The organism is Rickettsia sp. MEAM1 (Bemisia tabaci) (assembly GCF_002285905.1).
Classification (GTDB): domain Bacteria; phylum Pseudomonadota; class Alphaproteobacteria; order Rickettsiales; family Rickettsiaceae; genus Rickettsia.
Genome location: NZ_CP016305.1, coordinates 872,933 through 891,198 on the forward strand (window position 1 = coordinate 872,933; position 18,266 = coordinate 891,198).

Here is an 18,266-nt window from a genome sequence, read left to right on the forward strand (position 1 = left end):
TTCTTTTTTAATCGTAATTCTAACTTATGAGCGATCTATTTAGCTTCAACAAAGAAAAAAAACCTAAGATAGTTAACAATACATATAGTGCAAAAGATATTGAAGTATTAGAGGGGCTTGAGCCTGTTCGTAAAAGACCTGGTATGTATATTGGTGGCACAGACTTAAATGCTATGCATCATTTAGTATCTGAGGTACTTGATAATTCTATGGATGAGGCTGTGGCCGGTTTTGCAAGTATTATCACGATAAAAATGCATCAGGATCACAGTATAACCATATCGGATAATGGTCGTGGAATCCCTATCGATAATCATCCAAAATTCCCTAACAAATCAGCATTAGAAGTTATTTTAACTACGCTTCACTCTGGCGGTAAATTTTCAAGCAATGTTTATCAAACTGCTGGTGGATTGCATGGTGTTGGGGTATCAGTAGTTAATGCCTTAGCAGAACATCTAGAAATTAAAGTATATAAGCAGGGTAAATTATATAAGCAAAGCTATGCAAAAGGTGAAAAATTAACCGAATTAATATGTGAAGAAGCACCTAAAAGGCTAAAAGGTACATCGATAAATTTCATCCCTGATCCAGAAATTTTTGGCGAAAAACTACATTTTAATCCTAAAAAAGTTTATGAGCTTGCAAGATCGAAAGCTTATTTATATCGAGGTGTTACTATAGAATGGGAGTGTGAAATTGAAGCATCTAGCGATGTACCTAAGAAAGCATTAATAAACTTCCCAAATGGTTTAAAAGATTATTTAAGCTCAAAAATAACACCAGATGATTTAATTACGCCAGAAATCTTTTCTGGAAATGTTGAATCAGAGCAAGACGGCATAAAGCTTGAATGGGCAATTTGTTGGCAAAATAATGACAGCTCGGCATTTATTCAATCTTATTGTAATACAGTCCCAACTCCCTTAGGCAGAACTCACGAACAAGGTCTTAAGTCTGCTTTACTACGTGGGCTTAAAGCATATGGTGAAATGGTTGGGAATAAAAAAACCGCTAATCTAACTATCGAAGATATTTTAGAAACTGCAAGTGTTGTACTATCTATTTTTATAGCTGAGCCTACTTTTCAAGGGCAAACTAAAGAAAAATTAGTATCTCAAGGTGTAAGCAAACCTGCTGAAAATATTATAAAAGACCATTTTGACCATTTTCTTAGTAGCAACAAAACCATAGCTAATAATTTGCTTGAGCATTTTATAGCCATTGCTGAGTTTAGATTAAATAAGAAAAATGAAAAAACTATTTCTCGTAAAAATGCTACGCAAAAATTACGTCTGCCCGGTAAGCTTGCTGATTGCACAAGAACTTCACCAGAAGGTACGGAATTGTTTATTGTAGAAGGTGATTCGGCAGGTGGTTCGGCTAAACAAGCACGTAATAGAGAAACGCAAGCAGTATTGCCGCTATGGGGTAAGGTGTTGAATGTCGCAAGCTCTACGCTTGAAAAGATAGTCAATAACCAAGCTATACAAGATTTAGAAATAGCTCTTGCTTGCGGTAGTATGAAGAATTATAAAAAAGAAAACTTGCGTTATGAGAAAATAATTATTATGACTGATGCCGATGTTGATGGTGCTCACATAGCTTCATTATTAATGACTTTCTTCTTTTTAAGAATGCCAAAATTAGTAGAAGACGGACATTTATATTTAGCAAAACCACCACTTTATCGCTTAACTCAGTCTAATAAAACTTATTATGCAAATGATGAAGAGGAAAAAGCCAAACTAACAGATAAATTATCCAAGAGTAGTAAAGCTAAAATTGAAGTTGGTAGATTTAAAGGACTCGGTGAAATGATGCCTATGCAGTTGAAAGAAACTACCATGCATCCGGAAAAAAGATCATTATTAAAGGTTACTTTAGAAGATTTTCAAAATGTTGATAAAATAGTAGATGATTTGATGGGCAAAAAGCCGGAAAAAAGATTCCAATTTATTTATGAGCAAGCTTTAATTAAAATGGATAAGATTATTAACGAGCTGGATATTTAAGATAAGCGTCATTGCGAGGAGCGAAGCTTTGATGCAATCTCATGAAGTAGTACACGACTCTTAAGATTGCTTCGTCGAAACTTACAGTTTCTCCTCGCAATGACGGGATGACAATGAAAATGGAGTATTATGTATTTACGTTTAATTATAGCATTATTTTTTACTATAAATTTTGTTTCTGTATTTGCCGCTACTAAAGAAGAAACGAAAGAGCCTCAAAATAAAATAACAAACGAAGAAGCTTATAAGCAGTTTCAGGAAATATTTGAACGTGTTGAAAAAGAATACGTAGAAATACCAGATAAACAAAAAATGATAGATGAAGCAATTAACGGCATGTTAAATTCGCTTGATCCGCATTCAGGTTATTACACAGGTGAGGATTTTGAAGATATTTTTATATTTACTAAAGGTGAGTTTGGCGGAATTGGAGTTACCATAATGTATGATAGCGGGGCTATAAAAATAATATCTCCTATTGATGATTTGCCTGCATTCAAAGCTGGTCTAAAAGGAGGGGATTACATAGTTGGGGTGAATAACGAGTTAGTATCTACAATTGGTCCTAACAAAGCCGTGAAAGAAATGCGAGGTACGCCGGGGACTAAAGTTAAATTACTAGTTATAAAAGCCGATGAGGTAAAACCACAAGATATAGAGCTTACTCGCGAAATAGTGAAAATGAACCCAATAAAAGCACATTTAGAAAAAAATAATATTGCTTATATACGTATTATTACTTTTAACGAATCAACAATCTCCGAATTGAAAGCAGCAGTAAAGAAGCTTAAATCTGAAAGTAAAGATGATATTAAAGGTATTATTCTCGATATACGTAATAATGCAGGAGGTATACTAGAACAGGCAATTGCTGTTAGTGATTACTTTATTGATTCTGGTATAATATTGACGACAAAAGGTAGAGCTAACTTGATCGATACTGAAACCAAAGCAAATGAGTTTTCACTGAAAGCTCCAAAAGTTCCTATGATAGTCCTGATAAACGGTAATTCTGCTTCAGCTGCGGAAATAGTAGCAGGAGCGTTGCAAGATCATAAAAGAGCGATAATACTTGGAACTAAATCTTTTGGTAAAGGTTCAGTTCAGGCTTTGACTCAAATTAATCAAAGAGCAGCTGTAAAACTTACTGTCGCTAAATATTACACACCAAGCGGTCGTTCTATTCAAGCAGATGGTATAGAGCCTGATATTATAATTGAACCAGCAAAAGTAGAATATCCAGAGGTTAAAAAAATAGATAAACGTTTTTCTGAAAGTTCTTTAAAAAATTATTTGAAGAATGATGCCGAAAAAGATAATTCATCCAAAAATAAAGATAGTAAAAAAGAAACAAAAGATAAAAATAATAAACAAGAAGATAATGAATTATCTGAATTATACAAAAAAGATTACCAATTTGCTCGTGCTTATGATGTAATTACAGGGTTAATTATTAATAAGAATCTAGAGACAAAAGGGGAAGTTAAATAAGAGTGGATCATTCTCCCCCTGTGTCATCCCGTGGCTTGGCAATCTTATGAAACAGTACAGGATTTTGAGATTGCCGCGTCGATTCTACGAATCTTTTCGCAATGACGTGAGACATTACACTACTACTAAATGAAGAGTTGAGTAAACGAGTATACAGAAAAATAAGGTGATAATGAACCATAATAAATATATAGTCAGATTATCATTTGTTGTATTGTTTCTTAATATTGTCATAAATATGATGTTTTATCGTTATTTTATGATAAAAGAGATGATAGTAAAACAGGTGGCTTTACAAAACACTAAAATTGCTTGTCTTTATACCCGCAATATTTGGAATGCTCATGAAAATGTAATTAATAAATTACATAAATTTGGCTATTTAAAATTATTACAAGATCAAGAATTCATTGATTTTGTCATTATTACTGCTGATTGGTTTACTAATCTTGATATTAACATTTCTCTGTATGATCTTAACGGTAATAAATTTATTACCAGTAATATGCTAAATATGTATAGTGTGGATAATTATCCAGATGATAGTTTAGTTGAAATATTCACCGCAAAAATTGATAAATATTTTTTTAGATCTCTTACTGCAAAAGCACCTTTGTTAAGTGCTCTTGAAGGTGTTACAAGTCATATATTACTTCCTAGGGTTATAATTCAGAATGAAAATGATTTAACAGAAAAAAAAGCTTCTTTTATTACTAGCTATATACCTATTATAGGTAGTGATTTAAACAATTTTCCAGTAGATGCAATACTTGAGATTAATACTAATATTACTAATCAATGGCAAAATATAATATCTCTTGAGCAAAAAGTTTTTATAACGTTTATTATTATTTTTATAATATTTTGTACTATAATTGTTAGTAATACTAATTATGCTAGGCATATTATCGAAGAGCAGCTAATAACAAATAGAAATTTAAAAGCTGAAATAATAAAGGTAGAAAAGACTAGTTCATCAAATACAAAATTCTTTGCCAATATTAGTCATGAGTTACGAACACCTCTTAACGCCATAATAGGCTTTTCTGAAATTTTAATGTCAGAAAAAGATCCAGAAAAAAGTAGAAATTATATTAAAGATATTAATGATGCTGGTAAGCATCTACTTAGTATGATTAACGATATTTTGGATCTTTCTAAGGCTTCTGCGGATAAGCTAAAAGTAGATAGTATTGACCTTGATTTAAATAAATTGGTTAGCTCGTCACTTATACTTGTTAAGCCTCGAGCTGATCAAGCTGGAGTAGAATTAGTTAACAAGTCACCGAAAGAGCATATCGTTATAAAGGCAGATCCAAAAAGACTTAAGCAAGTATTTTTAAATCTTTTATCAAATGCGGTGAAATTTACAAACTCTGGTGGAAGCGTTACTGTTACAATGGAAAAAGATGAGCTAGCTAAATTAGTATATATAAAAGTTATAGATACTGGAATTGGTATTGAAGAAAAAGATATTCCAAAAACTTTATCAACATTTGGGCAGATTGATAGTGAACTTAGCCGCAAATATGAAGGTACTGGACTCGGATTACCCCTTACTAAAAAGTTAGTTGAGCTTATGAATGGTAAATTTGATTTGCAAAGTAAAATAAATGAAGGAACTACTATTATATTGACTTTTGCTTATGACGGCAGCATCGAAATATAAAATATACTCGATGAACTTGAAAAATTGGCTGCGTCGTTCTATAAGTACTGCGGTGCTCACGTATTAAGTATACGCTCCGCTCCTCGTCTTATGAACTCCTTGCTCTTTTCCAAGTTGATCTTCGTATAGGTCAAATTTTAGGATCCGCCTGTGCTCACGTGGTTATCTACTGCTTGTGCAGGCTCACCACTTGTTTGACTTTCAAATCTTAAAATATCTGCGGTATATGATAGATTATTGTAAGATTTTTAAAAACATGTGGAATGTTAGAAAATTTTCAGTATTATAAGAAACATTATTGTAAAAATAAAAAAATAATATGAAGCTAGTTATTTTAATATTTACTCTTTTATTTTCATTATTAACGTTTGCAGAAAGTGGCACTATAAAGGGACAACCTTTAAAATATGCAGCAAGTAATGATTTTGAAAGTAGATTAGATGAGCAAGAGCAAGAAATTAGAAGATTGATTGGTAAAATTGAGGTTTTACAGCATAAAATTGATATATTAAGCAAAAATTCTAATATTCCACAACTAAGCGAAAACACTGAAACTTCGGAAACAGATCATCAAAATACCCCTGATATTTTTGACGTAAGTCTGCTTAAAGATCTGCCTAATAACGTAGAGGAAGTAAAAACTGCTCCTGAACCTAACAAGGATGTTGCACCTGATAAACAAGCTTATGATTTAGCTCTTGCTTCTTACAAAGATAATAAGACTGATGATGCTAAGAATAAATTTAAAAACTTTATCCAAAAATATCCTAAAAGTTCAATGATTAGTAATGCTTATTTTTGGTATGGAGAATGCTTTTTTAAACAAAAAGATTATAATACAGCTGCTGTTAATTATCTAAAAGGTTATAAAGAATCACCAAAAGGAGCAAAATCCTCTGATGGTCTATTAAAGCTAGCACTTTCACTTGGTGAATTAAAGAAGACTACAGAAGCTTGCAATATGCTTGATAAGCTGAATAAGGAATTTCCAAGTAATAGAACAGCTGCATCTAAAAAAATGGCGGAAGATGCTAAGCTCAAATTTGGCTGTACCACTAAATCAAAATAAAAAATATGACAGATATTCTAGACGAAGTATTAAATGATCAAAATGAAGAAAAAAGGCTGATTTTTTTTAAAAGACTTTTACCTATAGTAATAATTATTGCCTTAATATCTATTACTATAATGGTCATTAATAATAACAATAAAAGTAAGCAAATTGAAAATAACCAAAAAAATGGTGATATTTTTGTTAAAGCAGTTAATTTAGAAGTTGTGCAAGGTAATAGGGAACTTGCTATTAGTACCTTAGAAAATTTAGTTAGCATAAGTGATACTAAGATAAAAGAGATTGCTTTACTGGAGCAAGTTGCTATAAAACTTTCAGGGAAACAAAATTCAGAAGCCAAAGATTTACTAAATAAGATTATTGAAAATAAGGAATATTCAGAAATTGTTACTTCATATGCACGTATTGCATGGTGTAGTCTTGTTATTGATGATGAAAAGCTAGATATTGCTTACAAAGAAAAATTAGTAAAATATTTAAATTATTTTGATGATGAAAATAAGCCTTTTTGGGCTACAGCAAATATTATGAAAGCTATTTGGGATATTAAGAGTAATATGCTTGCAGAAGCAGAAAAGAATTTAAGAAGTTTAGTAGCATCAAATAACACTTCAGATTTACTAAAAGATCAAGCAAAAGCTTTGCTTGCAGGCTTAGATAGAGCTAAATAATAGAATTAAAGGAGAAATATGATCAAAAAAATAGTAAGTTTATTATTACCGCTCATTATTTTAAGTGCATGTAACGCACTTGGTCCAAAAAGAGTAAAAAATATAGTTGAATTAACTCCTAAATTATCTCTGCAATCTAACGAGCCAATATATTTAGGGAACAGTGCAAACATATATGCATTTAATCCAAATATGTTAAAAAACAAGCGTTATGATTTTGTTAAAAATAAAACCATTACAGAGCCTGTTTTTGTAGGTAATATGATTTATGCGTTAGATATTAGATCAAATGTTTTGGCATTTTCTATAGAGAAAAATAAAGTTATTTGGTCTTATAATTTAAGCCGAAATAAAAAAGATAATTACATTGGTGGCGGCATTTTACATTATAACGACAAATTATATGTAACATATGGTTCAAGATTATTAGTAGTACTAGATGCAAAAACAGGTTATGAAATAATTAGAAAACAGCTTCCTGATATTATACGAACAAAACCGGTAATGCTAAATGATAGCACGGTTTTAGTCCAAACAATCAGCAATCAAACAACTGCTTTAAATGCCGAAACTTTAAAAAACGTTTGGGAGCATGAGAGTTTAGCTGAAGTTCTATCAGCAAGCTATTTCATGACACCGATAGTACATAAAGATAGTGTAATAATAACTTATAATTCCGGACAAATACTTGCGTTAAATACAAAAAATGGTGAAGTAAAATGGAATTTTGAATTTGCAAGTTTCGATCATGTAGCTATACCAAATTTTGAAGAAGCTAGCATTTTATGTGCTCCTATTTATGATAATAATAATTTATATATAGCCACAGGACTCGGTAAACTTATTAAATTAAATCTCGATACAGGAGCAGCTATTTGGCAAGTAAATGCTGAGGATATTCAATCAACATCCTTAATCGGTAATAGTTTATTTGTCACAAATAATGCAAGGCAGGTAGCTGCTTTTAATCCTGAAACAGGTTTAGTAAAATTTGTAGCTGATTTAAATGATGGAAAAGATTCCAAAAAACTAAAAGTTTCTACTTTCTTAGCACCTTTTATAGCAGAGAATAACGGCAGCCGCAGCCTAGATATTATTTCTATGAGTGGTGTTTTATATAGCTTTGATTTAGATAATAATGATCATTTAGGTACAGTGCCAAATATTACTAAAATCATTCATAATATCCATTATTATGGTTTAACTACTAATAAAAACTTATATTTTTCTACTGATAGAAAAATAATATTCGGAAACAAATAGTACTAAATATAACTTGACAAACTACCGGTATTAATGCTATTAAATATGGCTTTAGATCTTTATTCAAAAATTTTAATTAAAAAGATATTGTTGTGAAAACTTATTCTGCAAAACCATCGGAAATTGAAAAAAAATGGTGGGTTATAGACGCAAAAAATGTTGTACTTGGGAGACTTGCAAGTAGAGTTGCTAATATGCTTCGTGGTAAACATAAACCTAGCTTTACTCCTCATATGGATTGTGGTGATAATATAATCATAATCAATGCAGAGCATGTAACATTAACTGGTAAAAAAGCAAATCCTAAAGACGGGAAGATATATTATAGACATACCGGATTTCCAGGCGGTATTAAAGATACTACCGCAGGTAAAATTTTAAGTGGTAAACACCCTGAGCGAGTCATTAAAATGGCAGTTAAAAGAATGATTACAAGAAATGCTTTAGGTGCTAAGCAAATGAGTAATCTATATATTTATGCAAATAATGAACATCCTCACGCAGGACAGCAGCCTGTAGTTTATGATTTTGCAAGCCAAAATCCAAAAAATAAGAAGTAATCAACTATGACAACGTTAAAGATTAAAACAGACAAAGTAGAAAAGCCGCTAAATAAGGAAGCTTTAATTGTTGATAAACAAACAGTTAAAATTCCTAAAGAGAAAATGGATAACTCAGGTAGATTCTATGCTACTGGTAAAAGAAAAAACGCTATAGCACGAGTTTGGCTTAAACCAGGAAAAGGGCAAGTAATTGTTAATAAAAAAAGTTTAGATCAATATTTTGCTTCTGAAACGCAAGTTAAAACTATATTGCAACCTTTTACTTTAACGAAGACTAATAATCAGTATGATATAGTTTGTACAGTTAGAGGTGGTGGTATTTCAGGACAGAAAGGTGCTATCTTACACGGTATATCTAAGGCATTAGCACAATCAGCTCCAGACTTTCATGCTGTTTTACGTAAAGGTGGCTTCTTAACACGTGATTCTAGAGTAGTAGAGCGTAAGAAATACGGGCAACATAAAGCACGTAAGAAAACACAATTCTCTAAACGTTAATTTATTGTTTTATTTCGTTTTCGTGTAGGTGAAGCATTATTGCGTGGATCGAAAAACGCCCTCTGCGTCATCCGTGGCGGCATTGCTAGCGTAGATCAGTTTCCCCTGTCATCCCGTGATTTATTCACGGGATCCAGTTAAAAATACTAATAAAATTAGTATTTTTATTATTTTCTGGATTGTTGCACTCACTTTGTTCGTTCGCAATGACGTTTCTTGAGCTATGCAACAAAGCAAGCCTTAAGCAGGAACGACATTGAAGCCATACAATAACTAGGTGCAAGCTAACTAGATGATACCGAACACGCTTTTAGATTGGACGCAATTAATACTAACTGAAGAACAATAAAATATCGCATTTACAGCAAAATCCACAATAAAAATACATCTTTGGCGGGGTAGCTCAGTTGGTTAGAGCGACGGAATCATAATCCGTGTGTCGGGGGTTCAAATCCCTCCCTCGCTACCATTTCTTTTTAAATTTTATAGTAAACTGAATAAATATACTCGTTTAATCTCTCAAAATTGGCTGATTCGTCTTTGTAGCCCTTTCGGTACTCATGTAGTTTATCTACGCTCCGTTCTGATAGTTTCAGAAGGCACCGTCAAGTTAAGTAAATTAGTGTCACAAAGTACTATATTTTTAGATTTCAGACAGCAAGAAGTCTTTGAGTAGCTTCATCCCAAATGGATTTAGCGGACGCAAATGCAATTCTTTGCTCAGATGCTGTTTTAGTATATCTTCCAACATTTACAGCAAATATATTTCTGACTTTTCCCATCAGTGATAATGTACATTGTGCTGAATTAGGATGCTTAAATTTAATCAGTATCTTCTCTTTTCTCCTAGTTGGCTGATGGGCATTCTCAATCCGATTATTTAGTCTTTTATCGGTACGGCACCGTCAAGTTAAGGGAGGTATAAATTAAGTATTGAGCAATTACAGGGAATGATTTATAGAATAGCAGTAACAATTTATCCTAGATTTTACCGCTATGCATATTACTCAAGCCCCGAATAGACATCGTTTTCCAGCAAGCATTATAGCCATACAGTATGGTTATATCATCGCTTTAATAATAGTTACCGAGATGTTCAAGAGCAGATGGCTTATCGAGGTATTATATTAAGTCATGAGACTGTAAGGTTTTGGTGTTATAAGTTTGTAGTTTATTTTCAAGATGTTATTAGTAAGAGAGAGCGAAAGCCAACTGATAAATGGCATTTGGATGAGATGAATATCAAGATCAAAGGTGAAGTATTCATATTATGGAGAGCTGTTGACTCTGAGGGACATGAATTAGAAGTATTACTGCAGAAGCGTCGTAACAAGAAATCAGCTATTCGCTTTTTATCAAGATTATTGGGTAATTATCCATGTCCAAGGGTTATTGTGACTGATAAGCTAAAAAGCTACATTAAACCAGTTAGGTATATGTGTCCTAGGACTAAGCATCGTACCGATAAAAGACTAAATAATCGGATTGAGAATGCCCATCAGCCAACTAGGAGAAAAGAGAAGATACTGATTAAATTTAAGCATCCTAATTCAGCACAATGTACATTATCACTGATGGGAAAAGTCAGAAATATATTTGCTGTAAATGTTGGAAGATATACTAAAACAGCATCTGAGCAAAGAATTGCATTTGCGTCCGCTAAATCCATTTGGGATGAAGCTACTCAAAGACTTCTTGCTGTCTGAAATCTAAAAATATAGTACTTTGTGACACTAATTTACTTAACTTGACGGTGCCTAAAAATGCTATGTATTTTACTGGATTGCTTCGTCAAAACTTACAGTTTTTCCTCGCAATGACGTGAGTGTATAAAAAAAGAGCCTTTAGGAAACTAAAGACTCTCTTTTCTTGGATTTAGGGATTTAAAAGATGTAAAAAATTACATATCAAATCTTAGACCAGCCATTAAGTTATTACCTCTATAGCGTGTTCCACCAAAGCTTGCTGACTCACCATTCTTAGTAACAGTTTTAGTTTTTGTTTTACCGTAATCTATCCAGCTATATACTAGCTCAGCTTTTACGCCTTGAGCTACTTCAAATGATGTTCCTAAAGATAATTGATAAGCAAAATTTGTTTTATTTTTAACATTTACTTTACCACTTTTATTAGCAGCGATAGCAGGATCAGCGTATGCATATGAAATTTTTTCTTTTACCATTGCAGCACCAATACCAGCACCAGCAAAAACTTTAAACATATTTAAGTCAACTACGTCAACATAACCATTTAATAAGAAGCTTACAATATTAGGTCTGTGTTTTACTGAAACTCTATTACCATTTTTATCATTTGCTGATTTTTTTAAATGATTACTTGTTACTAAACCAACTGTGAAATCAGTTCTTAGATTATCCATAATATAGTAACCTGCTCCGATTTCGCCAGTAAAGCCAGTGTTAGACTTCACTTTTATGCCTGTAGGCTTATCTTTTTGGCTATCAAAAATTACAGCACCAGCATTTACTTTTAGATACCATAGATTTTCCATAGCTGATGCTGGCATTGATGAATTCATAGCTGAATCAGTCATAGGGGCATTCATCACAACTCCTTCGCAAGGATCAGTAGCAGCAAATATTGCAGCTGAAGATAAAATAGCTGTACTTGCAGCTGTTATTAAAAGTAATTTTTTCATATTATTAATATTCCTTAAATTATTTGTTAGTTATTAAAACTAAATTTTAGATAAGATTATTACCTAAATCTAATGAAAAATAGTTCCAAGTAATAGAAAAGTTATTTTAATTACTTGAAACTATTAAATATCGCTTATTATTTGATTATATATCAAATCTTAAACCTGCAGTTAGGTTATGGCTTTGATAACGTGTTCCTTTAACTTGCACATTTTGTCCTGCTTGATTTTTTACAGTCCCGCCTTTTGCCTTACCATCACTTATCCAGCTATAAGCTAACTCTGCTTTAACTCCATCAGAAATTTGTGAAGAAGCACCTAAAGTTAGTTTGTAAGCAAGGTTAGTTGTGTTTTTGCTTGAATAAGAATTAGAAACAGTAACATTATTAATATTTTGAGAATATGAAACTTTTTCTTTCAGCATTGTAGCACCGATACCAGCACCAGCAAAAACATCAAACATCTCAAAATTAGATAGATCTACGTAACCATTAATAAGTAAACGTGTGATATTAGGCTTATGGCTTGATGAACGATTAACTCCATTGACATTACCAGACTTCTTTAATTTACCACTGAATGTAGTACCTAAAGTTAAGTCAGCTCTGAAATTTTCTGCAACATAGTTACCAACACCGATATCACCAGTAAAAGCTGTATTAGATTTTAATTTAAGACCAGTTTGGCTGTCCTTTTCTTTATTGAACATTGCCGCACCAGCATCTACTCTTAAGTACCAGCTATCATTCCCGCAATCAGCGAATGAAAGGGCTGAAGATAAAACTGTTGCACTTGTAGCAGCTATTAAAAGTAATTTTTTCATTTTTAGTACCTCAATAATTTGAATTAATTAATAAAAAGCTATCTTTAGGGTTAGTATAACATACTATTATTAGTAGTGCTAGATTAATATATAATTTTAATAGATTAAGACAAGAACTTTAGATAAGTTTGTGACAAAATAGACACAAATAGATAATTAGCCCTTTTATACACCAATATATTTATTAAATTTATCTTTTTCATCTTTGAATTTGTCAGCATCTGGTAGAGCGGGTTTTTTCTTAGTAATAACTTGCCATTTCTCATGTTCTATAAAATGTTTTGCTCGCTCCACCCATTCAATTAATTCTGGTGATTCAGGTTTTATTGCATCTATTGGGCAGTCAGATACACATACCCCGCAATCTATACATTCATCTGGATTTATAACCAGCATAAACTCACCCTCATAAAAACAATCTACCGGACATACCTCAACGCAATCAGTATATTTACATTTCACACATTCATCAGTTACAACGTAGGTCATTTTTTTATTTACTTTTAATTTTGTTTGTTAATATAACCTTAATTATAAACTACAACTTATATATAAGCCAAGTTGGCAATTATGCAATAATTGGCAACTTGAGTTAGCGTAGGTCATTTTTTTATCGGTTTTTAATTTTGTTGATTAATATAGAGGTTCTTAAAAATAATATTAACAAAAAATATAATATAAAACTTACAAACATTATCATTAAAGGTTTTAGCATTGATGAGTGAATGGTTGGCGATCCTAATCTTAAAACGCTAGCTGGCTGGTGCAGGCTATACCAAAGATTTACCGAAAATTTTATTATTGGTATGTTAATAAGCCCAATAAGAGCAATAATAGAAGCAGGGTTCTGGGCTTTTCTTATATCTTCTGCACTATTAACTATTATAATGTAGCTTAAATATAGTAGGAATAATATTAACATTGAAGTAAGCCGTGCATCCCATACCCACCATACTCCCCATATAGGCTTTCCCCATATGCTGCCGGTCACTAAGCTAATTAGAGTGAAAGTAGTCCCGATATAGCTAGCAGCTACCGCAAGCAAATATGACATAGTAGTTTTCCATACTAAATAGCTGAAGCTACACGCTGCCATAAAGACATAAATAGCGAGTGCCATCCAAGAGGCAGGCACATGAACATACATAATACGTACGAATTCGCCTTGTTGATAGTCAGGCGGGGAAACTACTAGCCCTAAGTAAAGACCAATAGCCGATGTTAGAAAAGTCAATATTGCCAATATAGGAATTACTATTTTTGACAATTTATCAAAATAATGAGGATTTAGTAATTTAAACATAATGCATTTTGTAGGTTTTATTATATGGGTCTTAAAAAACGTTCAATACTGTTCCTAGCTGTAATAGGATTTGTTGCGTGGATCATTCTCCCCCCTGTCATCCCGTGATTTATTCACGGGATCCAGTTAAAAATACTAATAAAATTAGTATTTTTTATTATTTTCTGGATCTAGTTCCCAAGCCACGGTATGACTACCTTAGGGCGTTTTTCGGTCCACGCAAGCAAGCCTTAAGCAGGAATGACATTTAAGCAACTAGATGACACTAAGGGCATTTATAGAATATAGCAGAGATTAAAAAAAAGAGGAGTAAAATTCTTAAATTGAAATCACTGTCTTAATTCATTATTATATTATCATTTATCTTTAATCCTCGTACAAAATGACCAAGAAAAATACTTTACTGCTTATAGACGGATACGGATTTGTTTTCAGAGCCTATTATGCACAACAGCGTTTAACTTCCCCAAAAGGTGAGCCTGTAGGAGCTCTTTATGGCTTCACATCAATGCTGCTAAAGCTACTTAACGACTTTAAGCCGAAGCATGCAGCAGTAGTATTTGACAGCGGCGGGAAAAATTTCCGTCATGAAATTTATCCTGAATATAAAGCTAATCGTCCACCACCGCCTGAGGATTTGATCGCACAATTGCCATTAGTGCGTGATGTTGCAAGAAATTTAAACTTCCCAATTTTAGAAAAAAATGGTTTTGAAGCTGATGATATCATAGCAACTTTTGCAGCTAAAACCGCTTCTATTGGGGAAGAAGTAGTAGTCATATCTTACGATAAAGATTTACTGCAATTAATGAATGACAATGTAAAAATATATGATCCGCTAAAAGCCAAATATATTACAGAAGATAATGTTGTTGAAAAATTCGGCGTTACTTCTGATAAATTACGTGAGGTGATGGCTTTAATCGGTGATAAGTCGGATAATATCCCTGGTGTACCGTCAATAGGACCAAAAACCGCAAGCAGCCTTATTACCCAGTTTGGTACAGTTGAGAATATCTTTAATTCCCTAGAGCAAGTTTCAAGCATAAAACAACGTGAGACGCTACAAAACTCAAAGGAAGCTGCTCTAATTTCATGGCAGTTAATTGGGCTGGATTATAATGTTGACATGGATTTTAAGCTAGATGCTTTGGAATGGTCGCCACCTGATCATAATAAATTAACAGAGTTTCTACATGAATATGGCTTTAAATCTTTGTGTAAAAGAGCAGAGAATTTATTTGACATTAAAATTAGTGAACATAAAGAAGTAATAGAAGAAAAAGTATTAGAGATAAAAGAGATTGGTAATAAAGCTGAGCTTGAAGCTTTCGCTGAAAAGGCTAAAAAAGCAGGCATATTTGGCATATATTTGTTGCAGAATAAAGGAGCTAATATTGCGTTTATTTTATCCCTAAAAAGTCAAGCTTATATCATTAAAATCTCAAATGAGGCTAATGATCTTTTTTCTTATAATTCTAAGGCTGATAATGAATGGTTTACAGATATTATTTTTAATTTACTAACTGACCAGTCAATAAAAAAAATCACTTATTCACTAAAATCTCTGCTGAAATTTTATGCTAGTAGGGCAGAGCAAATTATAGCAATCGAGGATTTAGAGCTAATGAATTATGCACTATCCGCAGGTCTGCCGCAAAAGAATTTATTTGAAGCGTTAGAAATAGAAGAGGCAGCAAAAATAGTAGCTAATTTTACCGATCTTTATCAGCAAACTATAATAGAGCTTAAGGATAACAAGGCTTTTAGAATTTATAAAGAAATCGACTTACCTGTTTGCTTTGTAATAGATAAAATGGAGAAAGCTGGCATAAAGGTGGATGCGAATTATTTGAATCAATTATCTAGTGAATTTGGAGCAGAAATATTAAAGCTTGAGGAAGAAATTTTTGCTTTAAGCGGCACGAAGTTTAATATTGGTTCACCAAAACAATTAGGTGAAATTTTATTTGAAAAGATGCAATTACCATTCGGCAAAACTTCAGCTAAAGCAAATTCCTATTCAACGGGTGCTGAGATACTCGAAAAGCTTAGCGAACAGGGTTATCCTATCGCTGATTTATTGCTAAGATGGCGTCAGCTTACCAAGCTAAAAAATACTTATACTGATAGTCTGCCAAAGCAAATAGATAATATAACTCGCCGGATTCATACCACTTTTTTGCAAACTTCCACTACTACAGGACGGCTTAGCTCACAAGAGCCTAATTTGCAAAATGTACCTATTAGGTCGGGGGAGGGGAATAAAATCAGGCAAGCTTTTATTGCAGAGCAAGGCTATAAATTAATATCAGCGGATTACTCGCAAATAGAACTTAGAATATTAAGCCATATCGCAGATATAAAGGCTTTAAAACAAGCATTTATTAATAAAGATGATATACATACTCAAACTGCTTGTCAGATCTTCAATTTACAAAAAGAGGAGTTAACTAGCGAACATAGACGTAAAGCAAAAGCTATAAATTTTGGCATCATTTACGGAATAAGTGCTTTTGGGCTTGCAAAGCAGCTAAATGTTAGTAATAGCGAAGCTGCTGAATATATCAAAAAATATTTTGCTGAATATAAAGGCGTACAGGAATATATGGAAGCGACTAAAAGCTTTGCTCAAGCAAATGGATATGTTACTGATTTCTTCGGACGTAAATGTTTTGTGCCGCTAATTAATGATAAAAGACTCAAGCAATTTGCCGAGCGTGCCGCTATCAATGCCCCGATTCAAGGAACTAATGCCGATATAATCAAAATAGCGATGACCCTACTTGATAGAGAAATAGAGAAGCGTAAACTCAAAACTAGGTTAGTGTTGCAAATTCACGATGAGCTATTATTTGAAGCACCAATAGATGAAGTAGAAACGATAATGCCTATTATCAAGCAAATTATGGAAAATTCTACCAATATGGATGTACCAATTATTACCGAAATTAGAGCTGGTAATAATTGGATGGAAATACATTAGATATAGTGATCCAGTTTTTCGTCATTGTGAGGAGAAACTGTAAGTTTTGTACGTGTGCAATCTCAGGATATTTGGTGAGATTGCCTCCGCCCTCTGCTTCGCATCTCCTCGCAAGGCACCGTCAAGTTAAGTAAATTAGTGTCACAAAGTACTATATTTTTAGATTTCAGACAGCAAGAAGTCTTTGAGTAGCTTCATCCCAAATGGATTTAGCGGACGCAAATGCAATTCTTTGCTCAGATGCTGTTTTAGTATATCTTCCAACATTTACAGCAAATATATTTCTGACTTTTCCCATCAGTGATAATGTACATTGTGCTGAATTAGGATGCTTAAATTTAATCAGTATCTTCTCTTTTCTCCTAGTTGGCTGATGGGCATTCTCAATCCGATTATTTAGTCTTTTATCGGTACGATGCTTAGTCCTAGGACACATATACCTAACTGGTTTAATGTAGCTTTTTAGCTTATCAGTCACAATAACCCTTGGACATGGATAATTACCCAATAATCTTGATAAAAAGCGAATAGCTGATTTCTTGTTACGACGCTTCTGCAGTAATACTTCTAATTCATGTCCCTCAGAGTCAACAGCTCTCCATAATATGAATACTTCACCTTTGATCTTGATATTCATCTCATCCAAATGCCATTTATCAGTTGGCTTTCGCTCTCTCTTACTAATAACATCTTGAAAATAAACTACAAACTTATAACACCAAAACCTTACAGTCTCATGACTTAATATAATACCTCGATAAGCCATCTGCTCTTGAACATCTCGGTAACTATTATTAAAGCGATGATATAACCATACTGTATGGCTAATAATGCTTGCTGGAAAACGATGTCTATTCGGGGCTTGAGTAATATGCATAGCGGTAAAATCTAGGATAAATTGTTACTGCTATTCTATAAATCATTCCCTGTAATTGCTCAATACTTAATTTATACCTCCCTTAACTTGACGGTGCCCTTGAGTATAATGTTTTCAAATATGAAAATATTTAATGTAATAAAAAAGAATTATAATATAGAATTTACAAAAATACTAAGTGATAATGGAGCGGAATTTACGTTCTCTAAGAACCATCCATTTGAGAGGATATTATTAGACGCACAGTTATACAAGATCATATAAACCTTAAACTAATGAAAAAATGGCAAGGTTTTGGCAAACAATAAAGGATGACTTATTTTAGTATTTAATTTATTATAATGAAATACGTAATCATCAATCTTTAGATGGACAA

17 protein-coding genes, 1 tRNA gene and 1 pseudogene are annotated in these 18,266 nt (G+C 32.8%); 13 read left to right on the forward strand and 6 right to left on the reverse strand.

Annotation, left to right across the window (positions count from 1 at the left end; genetic code table 11):
• Positions 1-26 precede the first annotated feature (26 nt).
• From parE to BA173_RS04675, 9 genes are all read left to right on the forward strand, one after another.
• Positions 27-2,015, forward strand: a complete 1,989-nt coding sequence (gene parE, locus BA173_RS04630; RefSeq protein ID WP_016948213.1) for a DNA topoisomerase IV subunit B — start codon at positions 27-29, stop codon at positions 2,013-2,015.
• Positions 2,016-2,144: 129 nt separating this feature from the next.
• Positions 2,145-3,506 carry a S41 family peptidase gene (locus BA173_RS04635; RefSeq protein WP_016948212.1) on the forward strand — a complete coding sequence of 454 codons (1,362 nt, stop codon included), beginning with the start codon at positions 2,145-2,147 and terminating at the stop codon, positions 3,504-3,506.
• 172 nt (positions 3,507-3,678) lie between these two features.
• Positions 3,679-5,175 (forward strand): sensor histidine kinase, encoded by a 1,497-nt coding sequence (locus BA173_RS04640; RefSeq protein ID WP_016948211.1) that lies wholly within the window; start codon positions 3,679-3,681, stop codon positions 5,173-5,175.
• Positions 5,176-5,494: 319 nt separating this feature from the next.
• Positions 5,495-6,244: a tol-pal system protein YbgF gene (gene ybgF, locus BA173_RS04650; protein ID WP_016948210.1), complete on the forward strand. Its 750-nt coding sequence runs from the start codon at positions 5,495-5,497 to the stop codon at positions 6,242-6,244.
• A 5-nt stretch (positions 6,245-6,249) separates the two neighbouring features.
• Positions 6,250-6,918: a DUF2659 family protein gene (locus tag BA173_RS04655; RefSeq protein ID WP_016948209.1), complete on the forward strand. Its 669-nt coding sequence runs from the start codon at positions 6,250-6,252 to the stop codon at positions 6,916-6,918.
• Between the two features lie 18 nt (positions 6,919-6,936).
• On the forward strand, positions 6,937-8,181 hold the full coding sequence (locus tag BA173_RS04660; RefSeq protein WP_016948208.1) for a PQQ-binding-like beta-propeller repeat protein: 1,245 nt from the start codon (positions 6,937-6,939) through the stop codon (positions 8,179-8,181).
• A gap of 92 nt (positions 8,182-8,273) precedes the next feature.
• A complete protein-coding gene (gene rplM / locus BA173_RS04665) occupies positions 8,274-8,741 on the forward strand; it encodes a 50S ribosomal protein L13 (protein WP_016948207.1) in 468 nt (155 codons plus the stop codon).
• Between the two features lie 6 nt (positions 8,742-8,747).
• Positions 8,748-9,242: a 30S ribosomal protein S9 gene (rpsI, locus tag BA173_RS04670; RefSeq protein WP_016948206.1), complete on the forward strand. Its 495-nt coding sequence runs from the start codon at positions 8,748-8,750 to the stop codon at positions 9,240-9,242.
• Between the two features lie 392 nt (positions 9,243-9,634).
• Positions 9,635-9,711 (forward strand) — tRNA-Met (locus BA173_RS04675).
• A gap of 181 nt (positions 9,712-9,892) precedes the next feature.
• Here the strand turns inward: BA173_RS04675 and BA173_RS08825 are convergent.
• Positions 9,893-10,024, reverse strand: a complete 132-nt coding sequence (locus BA173_RS08825) for a hypothetical protein (RefSeq protein WP_257789538.1) — start codon at positions 10,022-10,024, stop codon at positions 9,893-9,895.
• 214 nt (positions 10,025-10,238) lie between these two features.
• Here BA173_RS08825 and BA173_RS08830 point away from each other — a divergent pair, with 214 nt between their 5' ends.
• Positions 10,239-10,373, forward strand: a complete 135-nt coding sequence (locus BA173_RS08830) for a hypothetical protein (RefSeq protein ID WP_257789539.1) — start codon at positions 10,239-10,241, stop codon at positions 10,371-10,373.
• Positions 10,331-10,948, forward strand: a pseudogene (locus tag BA173_RS04685) (IS6 family transposase); the annotation flags it as partial. The gene BA173_RS08830 and the pseudogene BA173_RS04685, both read left to right, overlap by 43 nt.
• 194 nt (positions 10,949-11,142) lie before the next feature.
• Here the strand turns inward: BA173_RS04685 and BA173_RS04690 are convergent.
• The 4 genes from BA173_RS04690 to BA173_RS04705 all read right to left on the reverse strand — a co-directional run bounded on the left by BA173_RS04690 (position 11,143) and on the right by BA173_RS04705 (position 14,027).
• The gene (locus BA173_RS04690) at positions 11,143-11,901 is read right to left on the reverse strand and encodes an outer membrane protein (RefSeq protein ID WP_068041868.1); all 759 of its coding nucleotides are present in this window, start codon (positions 11,899-11,901) and stop codon (positions 11,143-11,145) included.
• Between the two features lie 145 nt (positions 11,902-12,046).
• Positions 12,047-12,724, reverse strand: coding sequence for an outer membrane protein (locus BA173_RS04695; protein ID WP_016948204.1), 678 nt, complete (start codon positions 12,722-12,724; stop codon positions 12,047-12,049).
• Positions 12,725-12,889: 165 nt separating this feature from the next.
• Positions 12,890-13,213 (reverse strand): ferredoxin FdxA, encoded by a 324-nt coding sequence (gene fdxA, locus BA173_RS04700; RefSeq protein ID WP_016948203.1) that lies wholly within the window; start codon positions 13,211-13,213, stop codon positions 12,890-12,892.
• A gap of 121 nt (positions 13,214-13,334) precedes the next feature.
• Positions 13,335-14,027: a heme ABC transporter permease gene (locus BA173_RS04705; protein ID WP_016948202.1), complete on the reverse strand. Its 693-nt coding sequence runs from the start codon at positions 14,025-14,027 to the stop codon at positions 13,335-13,337.
• A gap of 382 nt (positions 14,028-14,409) precedes the next feature.
• On the opposite strand from BA173_RS04705, the gene polA reads away from it, so the two are divergent.
• Positions 14,410-17,013, forward strand: a complete 2,604-nt coding sequence (polA, locus tag BA173_RS04710) for a DNA polymerase I (protein ID WP_016948533.1) — start codon at positions 14,410-14,412, stop codon at positions 17,011-17,013.
• Positions 17,014-17,179: 166 nt separating this feature from the next.
• Here the strand turns inward: polA and BA173_RS04715 are convergent, their stop codons facing one another.
• The gene (locus tag BA173_RS04715; RefSeq protein ID WP_095568243.1) at positions 17,180-17,890 is read right to left on the reverse strand and encodes an IS6 family transposase; all 711 of its coding nucleotides are present in this window, start codon (positions 17,888-17,890) and stop codon (positions 17,180-17,182) included.
• 21 nt (positions 17,891-17,911) lie between these two features.
• Between BA173_RS04715 and BA173_RS07885 the strand changes: the two genes are divergently transcribed.
• Entirely contained in the window at positions 17,912-18,154 is a 243-nt protein-coding gene (locus BA173_RS07885; RefSeq protein ID WP_157738081.1) for a hypothetical protein, read from the forward strand.
• Positions 18,155-18,266 lie beyond the last annotated feature (112 nt).